Annotated in this window: 20 protein-coding genes; 11 read left to right on the forward strand and 9 right to left on the reverse strand. The window is 44.5% G+C overall.

Going from position 1 to position 17,507, the window contains the following annotated elements:
• Positions 1-37 precede the first annotated feature (37 nt).
• Genes CRECT_RS10430 through CRECT_RS10445 form a run of 4 tightly spaced genes read left to right on the forward strand, consistent with a single transcriptional unit; the run spans position 38 to position 2,936 of the window.
• Complete coding sequence (locus CRECT_RS10430) at positions 38-451, forward strand: chemotaxis protein CheX (RefSeq protein WP_002943737.1); 414 nt, start codon at positions 38-40, stop codon at positions 449-451.
• Between the two features lie 56 nt (positions 452-507).
• Complete coding sequence (fliN, locus tag CRECT_RS10435) at positions 508-804, forward strand: flagellar motor switch protein FliN (RefSeq protein ID WP_034957998.1); 297 nt, start codon at positions 508-510, stop codon at positions 802-804.
• Positions 801-1,745: a hypothetical protein gene (locus CRECT_RS10440; protein ID WP_002943815.1), complete on the forward strand. Its 945-nt coding sequence runs from the start codon at positions 801-803 to the stop codon at positions 1,743-1,745. The genes fliN and CRECT_RS10440 overlap by 4 nt, the downstream gene beginning before the upstream one ends.
• Before the next feature lie 15 nt (positions 1,746-1,760).
• Entirely contained in the window at positions 1,761-2,936 is a 1,176-nt protein-coding gene (locus tag CRECT_RS10445) for a PDDEXK-like family protein (protein WP_002943727.1), read from the forward strand.
• 2 nt (positions 2,937-2,938) lie between these two features.
• On the opposite strand, the gene CRECT_RS10450 is transcribed toward CRECT_RS10445, so the two are convergent.
• From CRECT_RS10450 to CRECT_RS10485, 8 genes are all read right to left on the reverse strand, one after another.
• Complete coding sequence (locus CRECT_RS10450; protein WP_002943863.1) at positions 2,939-4,387, reverse strand: Ppx/GppA phosphatase family protein; 1,449 nt, start codon at positions 4,385-4,387, stop codon at positions 2,939-2,941.
• Positions 4,388-5,617, reverse strand: coding sequence for a sensor histidine kinase (locus tag CRECT_RS10455; RefSeq protein ID WP_002943995.1), 1,230 nt, complete (start codon positions 5,615-5,617; stop codon positions 4,388-4,390).
• 38 nt (positions 5,618-5,655) lie between these two features.
• Positions 5,656-6,327 (reverse strand): homeostatic response regulator transcription factor HsrA, encoded by a 672-nt coding sequence (gene hsrA, locus CRECT_RS10460; RefSeq protein ID WP_039887768.1) that lies wholly within the window; start codon positions 6,325-6,327, stop codon positions 5,656-5,658.
• 73 nt (positions 6,328-6,400) lie between these two features.
• Complete coding sequence (locus CRECT_RS10465) at positions 6,401-6,715, reverse strand: dihydroneopterin aldolase (protein WP_002943776.1); 315 nt, start codon at positions 6,713-6,715, stop codon at positions 6,401-6,403.
• Complete coding sequence (gene plsY, locus CRECT_RS10470; protein WP_002943718.1) at positions 6,712-7,326, reverse strand: glycerol-3-phosphate 1-O-acyltransferase PlsY; 615 nt, start codon at positions 7,324-7,326, stop codon at positions 6,712-6,714. Before plsY ends, CRECT_RS10465 begins: the two co-directional genes overlap by 4 nt.
• 532 nt (positions 7,327-7,858) lie before the next feature.
• Positions 7,859-10,168, reverse strand: coding sequence for an ATP-binding protein (locus CRECT_RS10475; RefSeq protein ID WP_002943942.1), 2,310 nt, complete (start codon positions 10,166-10,168; stop codon positions 7,859-7,861).
• A gap of 139 nt (positions 10,169-10,307) precedes the next feature.
• Positions 10,308-11,030 (reverse strand): PilZ domain-containing protein, encoded by a 723-nt coding sequence (locus tag CRECT_RS10480; RefSeq protein WP_002943768.1) that lies wholly within the window; start codon positions 11,028-11,030, stop codon positions 10,308-10,310.
• 157 nt (positions 11,031-11,187) lie between these two features.
• A complete protein-coding gene (locus CRECT_RS10485) occupies positions 11,188-11,787 on the reverse strand; it encodes a peroxiredoxin (protein WP_002943872.1) in 600 nt (199 codons plus the stop codon).
• A gap of 166 nt (positions 11,788-11,953) precedes the next feature.
• On the opposite strand from CRECT_RS10485, the gene CRECT_RS10490 reads away from it, so the two are divergent.
• From CRECT_RS10490 to CRECT_RS10520, 7 genes are all read left to right on the forward strand, one after another.
• On the forward strand, positions 11,954-12,238 hold the full coding sequence (locus CRECT_RS10490) for a 4Fe-4S dicluster domain-containing protein (protein ID WP_002943717.1): 285 nt from the start codon (positions 11,954-11,956) through the stop codon (positions 12,236-12,238).
• 97 nt (positions 12,239-12,335) lie between these two features.
• Entirely contained in the window at positions 12,336-12,749 is a 414-nt protein-coding gene (gene ndk, locus CRECT_RS10495) for a nucleoside-diphosphate kinase (protein WP_002943924.1), read from the forward strand.
• 14 nt (positions 12,750-12,763) lie between these two features.
• Positions 12,764-13,120: a YceD family protein gene (locus CRECT_RS10500; protein WP_002943998.1), complete on the forward strand. Its 357-nt coding sequence runs from the start codon at positions 12,764-12,766 to the stop codon at positions 13,118-13,120.
• A gap of 11 nt (positions 13,121-13,131) precedes the next feature.
• Positions 13,132-13,278, forward strand: coding sequence for a 50S ribosomal protein L32 (gene rpmF / locus CRECT_RS10505; protein ID WP_002943740.1), 147 nt, complete (start codon positions 13,132-13,134; stop codon positions 13,276-13,278).
• 5 nt (positions 13,279-13,283) lie between these two features.
• The gene (plsX, locus tag CRECT_RS10510; RefSeq protein WP_002943744.1) at positions 13,284-14,273 is read left to right on the forward strand and encodes a phosphate acyltransferase PlsX; all 990 of its coding nucleotides are present in this window, start codon (positions 13,284-13,286) and stop codon (positions 14,271-14,273) included.
• Positions 14,274-14,292: 19 nt separating this feature from the next.
• Positions 14,293-15,252: a beta-ketoacyl-ACP synthase III gene (locus CRECT_RS10515; RefSeq protein ID WP_124851145.1), complete on the forward strand. Its 960-nt coding sequence runs from the start codon at positions 14,293-14,295 to the stop codon at positions 15,250-15,252.
• Positions 15,253-15,627: 375 nt separating this feature from the next.
• On the forward strand, positions 15,628-16,863 hold the full coding sequence (locus tag CRECT_RS10520) for a DUF2920 family protein (RefSeq protein WP_002943773.1): 1,236 nt from the start codon (positions 15,628-15,630) through the stop codon (positions 16,861-16,863).
• Between the two features lie 327 nt (positions 16,864-17,190).
• On the opposite strand, the gene CRECT_RS13015 is transcribed toward CRECT_RS10520, so the two are convergent.
• The gene (locus CRECT_RS13015; protein WP_257792178.1) at positions 17,191-17,322 is read right to left on the reverse strand and encodes a hypothetical protein; all 132 of its coding nucleotides are present in this window, start codon (positions 17,320-17,322) and stop codon (positions 17,191-17,193) included.
• Between the last annotated feature and the right edge of the window lie 185 nt (positions 17,323-17,507).

A 17,507-nucleotide genomic window follows, 5' to 3' on the forward strand; every position in this document is an offset into this window, starting at 1 on the left:
TATAATCAAAAAATTTCGTTTAAAGGACGACGCGATGATGGACGTTGCGGAGCTTGGGATCAAGCATCTGTGCGAGGATACCCTAGGCTACAAGGTAGAGGGCGCAAAGAGCGCGGAGGGCGAATTTTACGGCTCGAGCTTGCCGATTTTTAAGGGCAAGGAGGAGTTTCACTTTTATCTTTATTTTAAAAAAGATACGCTAAATCGCTTTGCCGGCGTGCTTCTTGGCGTCGATAAACTAGCCGAAGACGAGCTAAGCGACATCTGCAAAGAGGTGGCTAATCTCACGATCGGATACGCCAAAAATCTACTAAACGAGCGCGAAGCAAACGCCTACAAACTAGGCACTCCTGAGTATCTAGGCAGGACGAATTTTCGCATCAAGCTAGAAGACAAACGCGTCTATAAAATCAAAAATAGAACATTTCAAATAGGATACAAAAAAGGATGAGCGAAGAACTACAAGAGGTAACCGCCGCAGAAACGGCGCCGCAAGGGGTTCAAGAGATGTTGCAAGAGCGCGGCGGGCTTTTTAAAAGCTACGACGAGCTGATGGATATCGGAGTGGATTTTATCTCGGAGCTCGGCACCACGACGATTAGCGTAAAGCAGCTCTTAAAGCTCGAAGTAGGCTCGGTAATCGACCTGGAAAAGCCGGCCGGCGAGAGCGTGGAGCTTTTTATAAACAACCGAATTTTCGGCAAGGGCGAAGTGATGGTCTATGAAAAAAACCTCGCCATCAGGATAAATGAAATCCTAGACTCAAAATCCGTCATCCAGTACTTCAAAAGAGAGCAGCTATGAGGATTTTCGCCGCGCTTTTACTGTTTTTCGCCGCGCTTTGTGGTTCAAATTTATCCACATACAACATCTACGAGCGCAGCGACCGCGTCGATGTTATGCTTAGCTTTGACGCGCCATATAACGGAACGATCTTGCAAGAACGCAAAGACGGCGCGATAACCCTGCTTTTTAAAGACCTGCAAAACGATCAAAATATCGAAAAAAGCGTAAATTCAAGCATACTACAAGAGCTTTTATTTGAGCCTAGAGGGCAAAATTTAGCCCTCGTGATCAAAAGCGACGCCCGGGTGGCCGTTAGCGCGTCAAAAACCACCGACGGCTTTGGCCTGCGCATACGCGTGACACCTGAAAATACGGCAAACTCGGCCGCCGCGACCGCGCTATCGCCGCAAGAAACCAGAGAAAATATAACCGACGCTTCAAATTTATCTAGCGGCAAACAAAATGCCGCAAATTTAGCCGCCGCGTCCGCCCAAAACCCCGGCTTAAATTTGAGCGCGCAAAACGGCGACGTAAATTTTATGACGCAGGGCATAAGCGATATGATTGATTATAGATATTACTCGGTTTTAGGCGTTTTGGCGCTGCTTTTGATCGTGCTTTTGTTTATCAAGGCAAGGCTAAAAAACAAGCAAAAAACGCTCAAAACAAAGCGCGAAAACAGCTGGTTTGAAAAGGTAAAAAGCGACGAAGGCGTGGATATACTCTACGAAAAACCGCTCGATAATGTCAATAAAGTCGTGCTTTTTCAACACCTCGATAGACGCTACCTCGTGCTAACGGGCGCTTCAAACGTGCTTTTGGATAAATTCGGCGAAGAAAAGATGACGAGCGAGCAGGACTTTCAGACGTTTTTTGAGGAAAATCAAAAAAAACTAAACGCCTACATCGAAAATCGCCAAACGCTGGACGCATACAAGGATAAGGCGAGTATAGACTAAAATTCGGAGATAAATTTGTCCAAAAACGATTTGGAAATTTTAAAAGAATTTATAAACGATAAAGAGGCTCAAGAAAAATTTAACGCTATCAAAAATAGCGTAATGGACTTTAATATCTTTGAAATTACGGGCCTTGGCAATCAAGAAATAAAACACTCAAATACCTTAGCTTGGCTCTTTGGAGATAATGAACACGGGCTAAAATATCAAATTTTAGAGAGATTTTTAAAATTTACGCTAGAAAATGGCAATAATACTTCAAAAAGGTACGAAAATTTAGAAAAATATCTAAAAATCCAAGAAAAGAATATACGAATTTTTAGAGAAAGCTACAATATTGATCTTTTGCTAATTGACGAAAATAATAAACTTGTCATAACGATAGAAAACAAGGTTGAAGCGGACGAAGGCGAAGAACAGTTGCTCAAATATCGCAAATTTATTGACGATAAATATAAGGATTTTGAAAGAATTTATATTTTCTTGACAAAAGACGGACACTCACCAAAAGACGAAAGCGAGCAAAGTCAGTGGCTAACAGCGACATACAAAATGATCGGAGAGAGCATAAAATATGCACTAAAAGACAATAATCCGCCTCAAAAAGCAAATATAATTTTATCTAGCTATGTCGATTTACTAAAGAGGAGAAATATAGTGAGCAATGAAAAACTACAAAATTTATGTGAGCAAATTTGGGACAAATACGAAAAAGAGCTTCAAATTTTAATTAACTACAAAAAGACAAAAATAGATAAACTATATGACTTTATAATAAATACTTTAAAAAGCAATGATACGCCGCTTTATACAAAATACAGTATAAAAACTAAGAGTACTGAAAATATGTATAAATTCATATATAACAAAACACCTGAAGTCGCCCGTGAGGATGACGAATATGCTATAAATTTGGGTATCGAGAAATACGATAATTATATTTGGTTTGGTTACTATTCCGATACAGACTGCAATGATAACGAAAAATTAAAAAGCCTATATAAAATGATCTTTCCAAACCAAAAATTTCAAAGAACCAAGACGATAGAAAAATTCAATATAGCAAATTTAAAAGAAAACGACTTAGAGTCAAAATTTAAAAATACATCAAAAATAATATTAGCAAAAATAAAAGAATTTGATGATAGGACAGAAAAAGCCCTCAAAGAACTTCAAGGGCAAAAGACGTAAGCTCACGCAAAACAGATCGCAAAAGTATCGGGCTTGGTCATCTTTTTGATATTTTCCTTCGCCATAAACAGCTCCTTGGCGCCGTAAATTTGCAAAGTGTGGTTTATAAACTCAAATTCCAGCTTTTTGTGCGAACGGTTTGCATCGAGATTTTTAGCAAGCGCGAGGATAAAGCTCAGCCAGCGCACGACGTTTTCGCCGGGTAGCAGATTTTTAAACCGCTCAAATTCGTCCGAATTTTTCTTGCCGTTTTGTGCTATGATCGCGGCGATGAGACATTTTTGCGCGTGCGAAAAGCCGTAGTTTAGCGCATTTAACACGAAAAACGCCGAACTGGCGTGCTCACCGTAAAATCCCAAACATTGAGCCACGCTGTGTAGCCTAGCAGCGACTGCCAGTTCGCTCTCGTAGCGCCCCTCAAGCCCGTGCAAAGGCTCTAGCGCGGCAAAGAGGTCTTTTGCGTATTTTACGATGGCTTTGTTATCATCCTGCAAAAATCTATCCTGCAAACTCCTCACGCTTGGGTTGAAATTGGGCGGAAATTTACGCGTCGGACGCAAGATATCGCTCAAAAATACGCCCTCTCTAAAGCCTGCGCCGCTAGTGTAGATATTTTGCGCATTAAGCGCCTCGGCTGCGCCTAAAAAGATGAGCGCGCCCTCTCTAATGGTATCGAAGCGGTCTTTTTTAATGCCGAATTTCCCCAGCTCCAGCACGCTCGCTCGCGCGAGACTCTCGATAAAGCTTTTGTGATTTTGCAGCTTATAAGCGAAGTTATGCACCGTTTTTAGCGGGTAGTTTTGTGCCGACATTATCGCCGAGGATATCGCGCGCAGACTGCCGCCGATAGCGACTAGATTTTTACTTTTAAAATTTTTGGGCAAATTTTTTAGCGCGTCCTTGATAAAAGGCTGTGCGGCGCTTAAATTTTTCTTATCGAAAAATAGCTCCTTTAACCGCACGGTGCCAAGATCCAGCGACATAGCATCCGTTATCTTTCCGCCGCTAATAAGCGATATCTCCGTAGAGCCCCCGCCGATATCAAGCGTGACGAACTCATCTAGCGGCTCGAGCAAATTTAGCGCCGCCACGCCGCCAAACGTCGCCTCGTCCTTGCCGCTAACAACCTTCAAATTTAGCCCTAGCTCGCGTCTTACTGCACTTATTAGCTCGCTTGCATTCGGTGCGTCGCGTAGAGCCGAGGTGCCCATAGCGAAAATTTTCGCGCATTTATAGCTTTTTGCTATATTTTTAAACTCTCCTAGCGCCTCGCAGGCCCTTTGTATCGACTTTTCCGCTATCTCGCCGCCATGCTCGTACGCGCCCTCTCCCAGGCGCACTTTCATCTTAAATTCGCCGATGATGTGAAACGCATAGCGCGAAGTCTTCTCAAAAATCGCCATTCGCATCGAATTTGAGCCCATATCTATGACGGCGGTTCGTTTTGCCATTTATTTACCTTTGTTGTTTTTATTTATCGCGAGCGTGAGCGTAGAGATCGCGCCGCTATGCCCGTCGGTTCGGTTTTTGATAGATACCGAGCCGCCAAGCGCTTGGGCCGCTCCTTTAGCCAAAAACAGCCCGAGCCCCGCTCCGCCTTTGTCGCCAAATCTTTTAAACGGCGCAAAAAGGTCCTTGCTCTCGTCTATGCCGCAGCCCTCGTCTACAACCTCGATGATAAACTCGTTTTGGCCAAGGCGCGAACGCAGCGTTATCACGGAGCCCGGAGGGGAAAATTTGATCGCGTTTTGGACGAAATTTTGAATAACGTGCGTTAAAAGCGTTGTTTGCAGCGTCATTTTAAGGCTGTGCGGCGCAAAATCGGTCGCGATATCCTTACTCTCGCCGCGGGCTAAAATTTTAAAATTATTCGCCGACTGTTTCAAAAACTCGATGATATCGATGCGCACGGCCTCCTCAAACTGCGCGCTCTCTTGCCGCCCGATCTCTAGGATCGAGCCGATCATTTTATTCATTTGATTGATGGCTTCGTTGTTGTTTTTGAGCGCTTCGATGTATTTTTCGCTCTCGCGCAGCTTGATTAGCGTGACTTCGTTTTTGGTTTTCATCACCGCAAGCGGCGTTTTTAGCTCGTGCGCGACACCGACAAAAAGCTCCTTTTGATAAAGCACAAATGTCTGAATACGCTCGATCAGGCGGTTTAGACTTTTACCCAGCGGCTTAAACTCGGGCGGTAGCTCGTCAAGACTTACCGCCTGCAAAAACCGTTCGTTTAAATTCGTCATTTTTCTGCTTAAAATTTTGATCGGCACAAGCAGCATCCGCGATAGAAATAGCACGTAAAAAATGACCAAAAGTATGGATGTCGCATTTACCATAACGATGTCGATTAAAATTTGATCTATGAGTCTGCTTTGATGCGTGGTGTCCTTGGTCATCGCTATGCCCGTATCCTCAAGATACGGGTAAAACAGCGTCAAGTAGGTCTTTTGTCCGACTTTTTCCGTAACGAAATAAGGCGAAACAACTTTGCCTCTTACGAGCTTTGCTCTTGTAGGACTGTCGTTTAGCGTGAAATACTCAAACGGTCTTTTGATCTTGGATAAATTTGCGCTCGTGGATAAAATTTTAGCTTCGTATGCGAGCGACTGCGAGATGCCCTCGTATATCGTGACCTTGATATACTGGTATAAAAGAACGGAGATGATGAGAATTAGCATCGTAGAAGCCGATGCTAATTGCACTATAAACCTAAATCTTAGGCTTTTTTGGGAAAGCAAAACCTATACCCGCGTCTTCTGACCGTTTCGATAGTCGAGATGTTCAACGGCTTGTCCATTTTTTGGCGGATTTGGTTGATTGCTACTTCGATTACGTTTGGAGTGACGAGCTCGGGCTCCTCCCAGATAGCGTCTAGTAGTTGCTCTTTGCTAACGATCTGATCGCTGTGGCGCGCAAGGTGAGTTAGCACCTCAAACGGCTTGCCTTTTAGCTCGATATCTTGACCCAGATATGTGATTTTCTCTTCGTCCGGATCTATGATGAGATCGTCTATCTTGATGACGTTGGTGCCGCCAAAGCGCAGCCTAGCCTCGATCCTAGCGACCAAAACGTCAAAATCAAACGGCTTTTTAATATAGTCGTCCGCGCCTATTCTAAAGGCTTTCACTTCGCTATCTTTGTCGTCTTTGGCGGATAGCACGACGACCGCGGTGCGTGGAGATTTGTGTTTGATGATACTGATCAGATCCACGCCGTCGCCGTCAGGCAGCATCCAGTCGGTTAAAACCAAGTCGTAATTTCTAATACCGATGTAGTATTCGGCATCCTTGAAATTCTCCGAGCTGTCGGTTTGATAACCGAACTCTTGCAAGCCTTCGGCGATAGTTTTGTTTAGAGTTACCTCATCTTCAACTATTAAAATTCTCATTTTTTCCCTTTTGTGAAATTTGACGCGATTGTAGCATAAATTAAGCGAGATTTCAAGATACTTTAAAAAAAAATTAATATTTAAACTCGGCTCTCGCGCCAACCAGCGCATTTTTGACGATCTCGATTTTTAAAATTTCCATTTTCAAAAAGCTAAGTGAGCTAAATTTTTCCTTCAACTTTTTAGCGCAAATTTCAAGCGAGCTCTCCACGGTGCCGAATTTCTCCCGCGCGTAAATTTCCTCTATAAAATTTATCACCTCGATATAATCCATAAACCCGCCGCTTTGAAATTCGACGCTAACTCGCACCTTTTGCGGCGTCACGCGCTCGAAATCAAGCAAACCGATGATCGTGCTAAACTCATAATCTTTGATAATCGTCGTCAAATCACTTGCTTTTCTTGCCCCGTTATCAGGCGTTTGATGTTTGGCAGATGCTTATAAACGACTAAAAATGCGATCAAAAATATCGGCGCATAGGAGTCGATATCCGGGATCTGCGGCTGTAACGCAAAAGTCGCCACTATAAACGCCGCAAGTGCGGCTAGAGAGGCGAGCGAGGAGATTTTAAGCAGCTTGCCGACGACAAACCAAACCACGAGCGCGATAGCGATCTCAAGCGGCAAAAAGACCGCCAAAACGCCCGCACCCGTGGCTATGCCCTTGCCGCCTTCAAATTTTAAAAACGGCGAATAGCAGTGCCCGAGCACCGAAAGCACCGCCATCGCCCAAAGCGTCGCTGGAACAAGGCCCAAAAATTTCGCGATTAGTATCGGCAAAACGCCCTTTAAAACGTCGCAAACGACGGTCAAAATCGCGATTTTTTTAGCGAGTTTGGGGTCTTTTTGCTTTAGCACGCGCAAAACGTTGGTCGCGCCGATACTGCCGCTGCCTTCGCTTCTGATGTTCACTCCGCCGAAGATATAAGCCAAAATCACGCCCGATGGGATGCCGCCTAGCAGATACGCCGCGGCATAAGCTATCAAATTTTCGTTCATTTTTTATCCTGATTTTTGTTTCGATCTCGCAATATTAATTAAATTCGGCTGATTTTTTGATAAATCGGTCGTTTTAAAGGGCGGTAAATTTGTAAATTTTACTCGCCGAGACCTGTACCACAAAAACGCCAAATTTGGGTTGGTTAAATTTAGCGTTGTATGGTGTATCTCTTTGCGTAAAAAAACAACCGTTTAAGGTTGTTTTTTTACTTTGTTGTAAAGGGGGTGGGCTAAATTGCGAAGTCGCTCCCTTCCCCCTTAACGATCCCCTATCCCCTACGACGTGAGAGGTTGCTGCGCTATGCGCAGATTTAAATTTGACGCTTTCGCGTCGCGCGTTTTAAATTTGCATTTTCAAGATGCGGGTCTCGGCGAGTAAAATTTGACTTAAAATTTGAACGTAAAACTATAAGGCGTAGTATTTTGAGATGGATTTGAATGTTGTGCAGAAATTTTAAGTCAAGGCTAGACAAGCAGTCTGCCGCAGACTTAAAATTTCAAACTCATTCAAAGACGCTCAAAAGACAAGCCGCTACTTCCATAAAAGATAGAGCTTTTCGTCATAAATATCGCTACTCTTCGGCCCCACCTCCACCTCCGTCACTTCCACGTTTTGCACGTCGTTTTTGGCTTTTAGCTCGCTCGCGTCTTCTTTAAATTTCGCCATCAGCTCCTCGATCTGCGCGTTTAGCTGGGCGACTTCTTGCTCGCTTAGTTTGACGTCGCTACGCTCTTTTAGCACGCTATTTGCCGAGCGCGCGGAGGTCGCGACCTTGCCGATGTTGCCGCTACTTAGTAGCCCCTTGCCGAAAATCGCGCCCAAAATGCTCGCACCCACCGAGATCGCGGTCTCAATCCCCTTGCTTTTAAAGTCTCGCTGCTCTTTTTCTAGCTTTGCCACGGAGCGGTTTAGTTTCTCCTCTAGGCGCGCTTTTTGCTTGTCGAATTCCGCCGTAAGCTTGGCCGTTTGCGCCTCTAAAATTTCGTTGCATTTATCGGCCAAACGCACGTAAAACTCCTCCTTACTCTCACCCGGCGCCGAGCTTAAATTTAGCGCGCTAAACAGCCTAAGTTTGTAGTTTCTATATATAAATTCTTTAAAATTTTTAGTTAGCTCTTTAAAATTTTTAGCTCCCGCGACAAAGCCCGGTAGCGGCGCGTATGAGAGCTTAAAATTTGGCTCTGCAACCGCGGTAAAATGCATATTTTCGCTAGCTTCGCTCCACAGAGCTTCCTTTTGCGATTCGTCCAGTCTGAGCATATAGCTAACCTCACGAACCTCGTCAAGCCCCTTTTTAGCGTCGTAAAATCGCACTTTGGCTTCGCCGTAAAGATACCCCTCCAGCTCGCCGCCCTCCTGCAAATTTGAGCTTGCGGCGTAAATTTGAGCGATACCCGGCGACAGCACCGGCTTAGCAGCGAAATTTGAGCTTTTTACCGGGCTTAACTCGCTCAAATTTGACCCGCCCCTTTGCTCTTTCATCAAATTTGAAATCTGCTCGCGGCTAAGCGGGCCTTTGAGATAGCTCAGGGCCCATCGCGTCGAGATGACGGATAGCCCGTCCTCGTGGATGTTTTTTAAAAGAAAATTGCGCTTTTGTAAATTTGAGATGAGATTTTCTATCTCGCCTTTATCCATCGCAGAGCCCGCAAGCCCCGTCATACCGTCGATCACGCGCGCTTTATCCTGAGCGGTTTGCAAGCGCCCGATAAACCACGTGCCGATGTTGCTAAGGCCTTTGTAGTCCAGATCGACCGGGTTTTGAGTGCTTAGTATCACGCCGAGGCCGTGCGCGCGGGCTTGCTTGAGTAGCGTAAGCATCGGAGTTTTGCTAGGCGGATTGCCGTTTGGCGGGAAAAATCCGAAAATCTCGTCCATATAAAGCACCGCGCGAAGCGAGCTCGTACCCTCGGTCTTGCGCATCCACGCGATGATCTCGTTTAGCAGCAGCGTCACAAAAAACATCCTCTCGCTGTCTTTTAGGTGCGAGATCGTAAAGATATTGCACTTTGCTTTGCCGTTTGCGTTAAAAAGCATCTTTGAGATGTCGAGTCGCTCGCCGCTTAGCCACGCGCGAAAATCGGGGCTTGCAAGCAGCGTGTTGATTTTAACCGCTAGCTTCATACGCTCGGAGCTTGGATAAAATTTCTCCACGTCAAATACACCGATCTTGGCAAACGGAGGCGTCGCGATAAAGCCGATGAGCTCCTCCAGGCTCACGTCCGCGCCCCGGCTAAATTTATCTATAAAAATGTTTGAGATGAGCAGGTGCTCTTTTGAATTTACGTCGTTTTCTATGCCCACAAGCGAGAGCACCGAGCTAGCCAAAGAGCCGACGTATTCGCTAAACTCCTCGCTACCTACGTCCAAATTCGGACGGGCAAAATCCCCAAGCAGTGCCACGCCGACGCCGCTACTGCTCTTTGGCGTATAAATTTTTAGCTCGGCGCTATCCTTAAAAAGCCTTACGCGCTCTAAGCTCTGAAACGAGCCCTCGATGCCTTTTTTCCACGTCTGCGCTTCGCTAGCGGCGAATTCATCCGCGCTCATACCTTTGTTTTGCGCTTCGTTTTCATCGACGTAGGGCGCAAAATCCTGCGCGCTCATCTGCGGGAACGCCAAAGCGAGGTTGGTCATATCGCCTTTTGGGTCGATGACGAAGGTCGGAATGTTATCGATGCAGGCTTCTTCTAGGATGCCGATACCAAGGCCCGTTTTACCGCTACCGGTCATACCGATGATGGCTGCGTGCGTCGTGAGGTCTTTGTTTTTGTAAAAAAACGGCTCTTTGTCCTTGAGTCCGACGTAAAACAGCTTTAAATTTTCTTGGATGGTTTTCATAAAATTTCCTTGTAAATTTTGGGCTATTTTACTGATTTTTGATTAAATTTCGGGTGAAGCTGCAGGGTAAATTTGAAATCGAAGCGGGTAAAATTTAAAAGGCAAGCGCGAGACCCGCCTTTTAAATTTTACGATAAATTTATTGGTAAGTTTTTAGCTGCTCTTTTAGATCTTCAAGCGTCTCTTTTACGCGCTTGTCGGTAAATTTTACGATATTTTGATGCGCGTTTTGTTTGTTCATCACTTGGCAGCAGTATCTCATAGCGCCTTTGTATTTTAGCGCGGTAACTAGTTTTAGATCGATATCGATGTCCGCTTTTTCGCAAGAGCCGCTTTCGTAGTCGGGGATATCCAGCTCAAATTTAGCCCTCACTTGCTCGCCGTCCTTAAACTCTCCGTCGTCAGCGCTAACGACGCCTAGTCCGCCTTCGGATATGTCGTATAAATTTCCTTGCACTTCATTGCCGTTTTGAGCGAGCGAAACCTTGGTGTATCTGTTTGGATAGACGCGCTGATATTTTCGCAAATTTGCGTGCAAGTTATGCATATAGATAAAATTTCTAAGCGTCACGGTCAAATTCGACAGGTCAAACCCTACGATGTCGGCTCTTAAATTTTCGGCGAAATACTCGTCCCGCACGATATAGGCGTTTTTTTCCTCTTTCATCGCTAAAATTTGCTCTAGCGTCACTTTGCAGACCACGGTCTCATCCTCGACCGATATCACGCTACCCTGACACTCTACCTTTACGCCATTGTACAAATTTAAAAAATGAATTTGATGGCCGTCTTTTAAAGCCCTTGAAAATACGCTGATAGCGCCTTCCAAAATAAGAGATTCGCCGTTATCCGTGACTAGCATTTAAAGTTTTCCTTCCGAAATTTCAAAGATTTTATCGTAATTATAGTAAAATTTCTTTTATTTTAGTTTAATTTTTCGTAGATTTTATTAAAAATTTTTAGACAGCCGGATAAAAGCGAGAAGAAAAGGGCGAAAACTCGCCCTTAAATTTGGATGATTATAGTTTTTCCGCATTGTGCGCTAGATAGTCCGCGACGCCTGCGGTATCGGCCTTCATACCTTTATCGCCTTTATTCCATCCCGCAGGGCAAACCTCGCCGTGTTCGTTGGTAAATAGCATCGTATCGACCATTCTTATCATCTCGTCGATGTTTCTTCCAAGCGGAAGGTCGTTTATGACCGCGTGGCGAACGGTGCCGTCTTTATCGATCAAAAAGCTACCGCGAAGAGCGACGCCCGCATCCTCTAAAAGCACGTCAAAACCGCGAGCGATAGACTTCGTCATATCGGCTACCAGCGGGAAGCGAACTTGACCGATGCCGCCTTTGCTTACCGGAGTTTCTTTCCATGCGAAGTGAGAGAACTGATTATCCGTTGAAACACCGATAACTTCGATACCGCGAGCTTTAAATTCGTCGTATCTCTTATCAAAAGCGATAATCTCGCTAGGGCAAACGAAAGTGAAGTCCATCGGATAGAAAAATACAACCGCGCCTTTCTTGCCGATATTTTTGTATAGGTTGAAATCATTTATGATTTGATTGTTTCCTAAAACCGCTGCAGCCGTGAAATCAGGTGCTTTTTTCGTTACTAACATTTTTTCTCCTTAATAATTTTTATTTGTAGCGAAATTATATCAATTAAAAATTAAAAATAGCTAAAAATTTTATGTTTTCGTTTTAAAAATTTAACGAGAAAATTTAATATCAAATTTACTTAGTTTTTGATAGCCTTATAAAAATTTTAAATAAAAAGGATAAAAAATGGCGGTAAAAATAACCGATATTTGCATAAGCTGCGGCTCTTGCATCGACGAATGCCCTGTTAGCGCTATCGTAGACGACGCGGATAACCCGACCGGCGAGGATGCATACTACGTCTATGCGGATAAATGCGTCGAGTGCGTAGGTTTTAACGACGAACCCGCATGCGCATACGCCTGTCCGACCGACGGATGCATCGTATGGGACGCGCCTTGCGTCGGGCAACCATCTCGTACCGACATAGGCGGCGATATGAGAACGGGCGCAACCGCTATCATACCCTAAGCGCCAAATTTAAGACCTTTTGCAGAGCTTATTTTGAAATTTAATTTTTTTCTGATATAATCACCGCCTTATAAAAAATTACAAATAAGGAAATTTTATGCAGCAAACGCTTTCTATTATCAAGCCTGATGCCGTTAAAAAGGGCGTTATCGGAAAAATCGTAGATAGATTCGAGAGCAACGGACTAAGAATCGCCGCTATGAAAAAAGTCAAACTAACCAAATGCGACGCGAAGGCTTTCTACGCAGTTCATAAGGACAGACCTTTCTTCAACGACTTAGTCGATTTTATGACAAGCGGACCGGTCGTAGTTATGGTGCTTGAGGGCGACGACGCGGTGGCTAAAAATCGCGATTTGATGGGTGCAACCAACCCGAAAGAGGCAAAACCGGGCACGATAAGAGCCGACTTTGCCGAGAGCATCGACGCAAATGCCGTTCACGGCAGCGATAGCCTGGAAAACGCTAAAAACGAGATCGCATTTTTCTTTGCGACAAGAGAAATTTGCTAAATTTAGGTTAAATTTTGAAAATATCTTTTGCCAAAATCGCAAATAATCAAATGCCGTTCGAGCTAGGCTTGGATGGGGTAAATTTTAACGGCGAATTAAAAAGAATAAGCCAAAATTTAGTTAGCTGTAAAGGCAAAATCGCGGGCAAAATAGCGCATAACTGCGATAGATGCGGCGAAGATATAAATTTAAAGCTTGATGAAGATGTAAATTTGATATTAAGCGACGGAATTTACAAAGATAAAGAAGAAAATCTCGACGATGCGGTCGAGTTTTTCGACGGTTTTGTAAATTTAGAAGAAGTATTGACAAGCGAAATAGAAGCTTTTAAGAGCGATTATTTTTATTGCGAAAAATGTAAAAATCTATAAAGGAGAATAAAATGGCAGTACCTAAACGAAGAGTAAGTCATACTCGCGCGGCAAAGAGAAGAACACACTACAAAGTAACGCTTCCCGTTCCCGTAAAAGACAAAGACGGCTCATGGAAAATGCCTCACCGCGTAAATAAAACTACCGGAGAGTATTAATACTAATGACCAGCATTTGCATTGACGCGATGGGCGGCGACTTCGGTCCGCAGCCTATTATCGGCGGCGTGATCGAGGCTTTAAAAGAAGTAAAATTCGAAGCCGTTTTGGTAGGCGATACGAAAATTTTAGAGAGCCTTATCCCGCACAATTTCAAACAATACGTAAAATTTATTCAAGCCGATGAAGTCGTCTCTATGAACGAGGGCGCCACCGATGCGTTAAAGCGAAAAGAAAGCAGTATATTTAAGGCTATCGAGCTACTTAAAAATAAGCAAACCAAAGCCGTCGTTTCGGCAGGACACAGCGGGGCCACGATGAGCCTTGCCACGCTTCGCGTCGGACGGCTCAAAAACGTCTCTCGTCCCGCGATAGCGACGCTGATGCCAAACGTAACAGGGGGCAAAACGCTGGTTTTGGACGTCGGTGCAAACGTGGATTGCAAGCCTGAGCATCTGTTTCAGTTTGCTATAATGGGCGAAGCCTATGCAAAGGAAATTTTAAAGATAAAATCCCCTAAACTAGGGCTTCTTTCAAACGGCGAAGAGAGCAGTAAAGGCAACGAAGCCACGAAAGAAGCTTTTGCGATGATTTCAAAACTCGATAACTTCGTAGGCAACGCGGAAGGAAATCAGGTTTTTGACGGAAGCGTGGATGTTATAATTTGCGACGGATTCGTCGGAAATATCCTTCTAAAAACAAGCGAAGGCGTAGCCGACGCGATAACCAAAATCATAAAAAAACACGTTAAAAAATCCCCGGTCGCCATAGCGGGTTCGCTTCTAATGAAAAAAGTTTTTAAGACTCTAAAACAGCAAGTCGATTACGACGAATACGGCGGCGCACCGCTGCTGGGCGTCGAAGGCTGCGTCATCATCAGCCACGGTAAAAGCACGCCTAAAGCCATCAAAAACGCGATATTTCAAGCTCTAAAATTTGCAGACTCGGACATAAACAAAATCATCGAAGACGAGCTCTCGCATTTTACCAAATGAAACTACAAAGAAAAATTTAATGCCCAAAGCCTCGCTCATCTCCATAGCCGCATACGCTCCGCCCAAAATTTTAACGAATTTCGACCTTGAAAAAACCGTAGAAACCAGCGATGAGTGGATAGTTAAGCGCACAGGCATCAGCCAAAGACGCATAGCACAGGATGAAGACACGAGCGAGCTCGGCACGAAAGCGGCGAAAATAGCGCTTGAAAGAGCGAATTTGACGGCTAAAGATATCGATGCCGTCATCTGCGCCACTATCTCGCCCGATCATCTTTGCATGCCATCAACCGCCTGCAAGATCGCCAAAAACTTAGGCATCGACGCCGTTACGGCCTTTGATATAAGCGCGGCGTGCACGGGATTTATCTACCTGCTCGAGCTTGCAAAATCTCTAGTAGAAAGCGGCGGTAAAAAAAACGTGCTTATAATCGGAGCCGAAAAACTAAGCAAGATCGTAGATTGGACGGATAGGGCGACTTGCATACTCTTTGGCGACGGAGCGGGTGCAGCGGTCGTGAGCGGACGCGAATCAAACGAGATCATAGACGTTCACACGGCAGCCGATGGCAACTACGCAAATTTACTCATCACGCCCGGCGGAGACGAGAGATTTATCAAGATGTCCGGCAACGAAGTCTTTAAAATCGCCGTCCAGACGCTAACCAAAGATGTCGTAAATATCCTGGATAAAAACCGAATCTCAAGCGATAAAGTCGATCTTTTTATCCCGCATCAGGCAAATTTACGCATCATCGAAGCCGTAAAACAAAGACTAAATTTCACGAACGAGCAATGCGTCGTAACGGTCGGAAAATACGGCAACACAAGCTCGGCCTCCATACCGATGGCGATGAACGAAGCATATGAAGCGGGCAGGCTCAAAAAAGGCGATTTGATTTTACTGGATGCATTCGGCGGCGGCTTCACGTGGGGTTCGGCGCTGTTAAAATTCGGCGGCGAAAACTACGGCAAATAGTCTCACCCGGCGCAACTGCTTTTAAGATAATCCAAATTCCTAATACGTTTTGTAACTATAATTTTCCATATTACGCGTTAAACTTTAAAGCTGCTTTTTTATTTTAAAATTTTACAGACTTTTTAACACCTGCCGTTAGCCTGTCAAAACACCAACACTCTGAAACGATAATGTGCAAGCTTGCGGGCAAATTTAGTCCGTCTTTTATAATCACGCAAAATACCGGATGCGGCGTTTTGCGCAAAATAACAGCGGTTAAATTTATCGCCAAATAACCGAGCTCGAATATTTTTCATAGGATTGTTTTCATCAAATTTTTATTAAATTTAGCCGAGTGCGGATATAATAAGCCAATCAATACAAAAAGTAGAATAAATGATAATAAACAAAACATACGAAATTCCATCCTGCGACGACGTAGAGCTTGGCGTAAAGCGAGAATCCGTGTTAGAATTTAAGCTATGCTACGACGATGAAAAGGCGATCAGGGCCCTTGTTTTTATAGTGCCCGGTCTTGGCGGCGATGCGAACGAAAACTATAGAGAGCGCTTAGCGCAATTCGTAGCTAGCGAATTTGAAGTAGCCGTAGCGAGTGTGAATTATCACTGCATCGGCAACAGGCCTCAAACCGGAGCGACGTATTTTTTAGACGAGATCGACAAAATCATCCTTAAAAATAAATGCCTGAAAATCGGAATAAAAGCCCCGGACTACATAGCCGACTACTTTTTGTTAAAGCTAGACGACGAGATAACTGCGAGAAAAAATAACGGCATTTTACCCGGCGACTTTAAGCTGGAAATCTCACTTACGCTACAACCGACTAAAAACGAATATCAAAATTTCGGCGTTATGCAAGCCCAAGACGTGATAAATGCCGCGCTTTTTATCAAAGCAAACCCGCCGTTTAAACCCGCGACCGATATAAACGAGCTACCCGTAGTCTTAGTCGGCAGTTCGCACGGCGCCTACATAAATGCTTTGGCGGCAAAATTTGCGCCATGGTTAATAGACGGCCTCATCGACAATAGTAGCTACGCAAAGCTCTTTTGGGAGCTTATCGGATTTGGCAAGGAGGTCAATTATCTTAAATTTTACGGATATTCGACCGATACGCACTTTGACAACATCCTAGTTTATGTCTCCGACAAAACTATGTGGACGTTAAACGAGTCCTCGCCCAACTACTTCTCTCAAGCGCATGAAGACATAAGAAACATATTAAATATCGAACACTTAAAAATCCAAAGCGCATACCCGAAGCCTATTTACGTCGGCTATCACTGCGCCGTAAGCGACCACTGCGCGCCGCCCGAAGAAAAAAGCGAGCTCTACGACAAACTGCAAAAGCTCGGCTTTGACGCGACCTTATATATGATAAAAGACGAGAGCGAACTTGACGGCAGATTTCTCAAAAAGCTAACGCACGGCCTGGATATGTCCATCAAGCTTTTGATCGCCAAGGAGCTGCCGCCGATGCTAGAAAAGATAGCCTCCCGCAAGAAACAAATTTGCGAGAATAAAAGCATAAGCTATATTTCAGACGATTTGGAATACAAATTTTTCGAGGCGGACGGTAAGATAAATTTACAGGTCAAAAAACAAATTTAGCCGACTCGGTCGCATTTTGGCTAAATTTGTTTTTTGTAGACATTTGCCGAGCTAGCGCACGAAACGCAAAATTTAAGGCGACATTTTTTACGGTTTATGATTTTAATGACGGCTAGTTAAATTTTACGGCACCAGTCAAAAAGCCTTGCAAAGGCGGCTTGTAAATATTTACGCTAAGCGAGCGAAGAGTAAATTTAGCGCTAAATTTAAAGGGTCGTAACTACTGCTTCGTCGATTTGATCTCGCCGCGTCTATTTCCTACTCTCTTAAAAACGGCGCGCTTGAGCGGGTTTAACGCCAAAACACAGCAAGGCCCCCCTACCGCTACTACTCCAAACTAAAAAACCGCCTCATCTTGCGCTTCCAGTCGTCTTTTGATATTTCCGTGTCGTTTGCATCGTCGCTCCGGATCTCGTGTTTGTCCTCAAAAAATATCGCCGACCTTTGAGCTTGTGGCATAAATTTCGTCTTGTCCTCCACGGGGATTTTGTTGCCCCAAAAAACCGTAGCAGCTCAAAATAATCATCCTTGCTGTAGCAATTTACCAAAATAATTTCTATTTTTCATCCTGATGACGAAATTTTTACGCAGTAACCACAGCGGTTCGCCGGTTTTTTAGTTTATAAATTTTAACGGTAGCGCAA

The sequence above is a fragment of the Campylobacter rectus genome, from assembly GCF_004803795.1.
Classification (GTDB): Bacteria; Campylobacterota; Campylobacteria; order Campylobacterales; family Campylobacteraceae; genus Campylobacter_A; species Campylobacter_A rectus.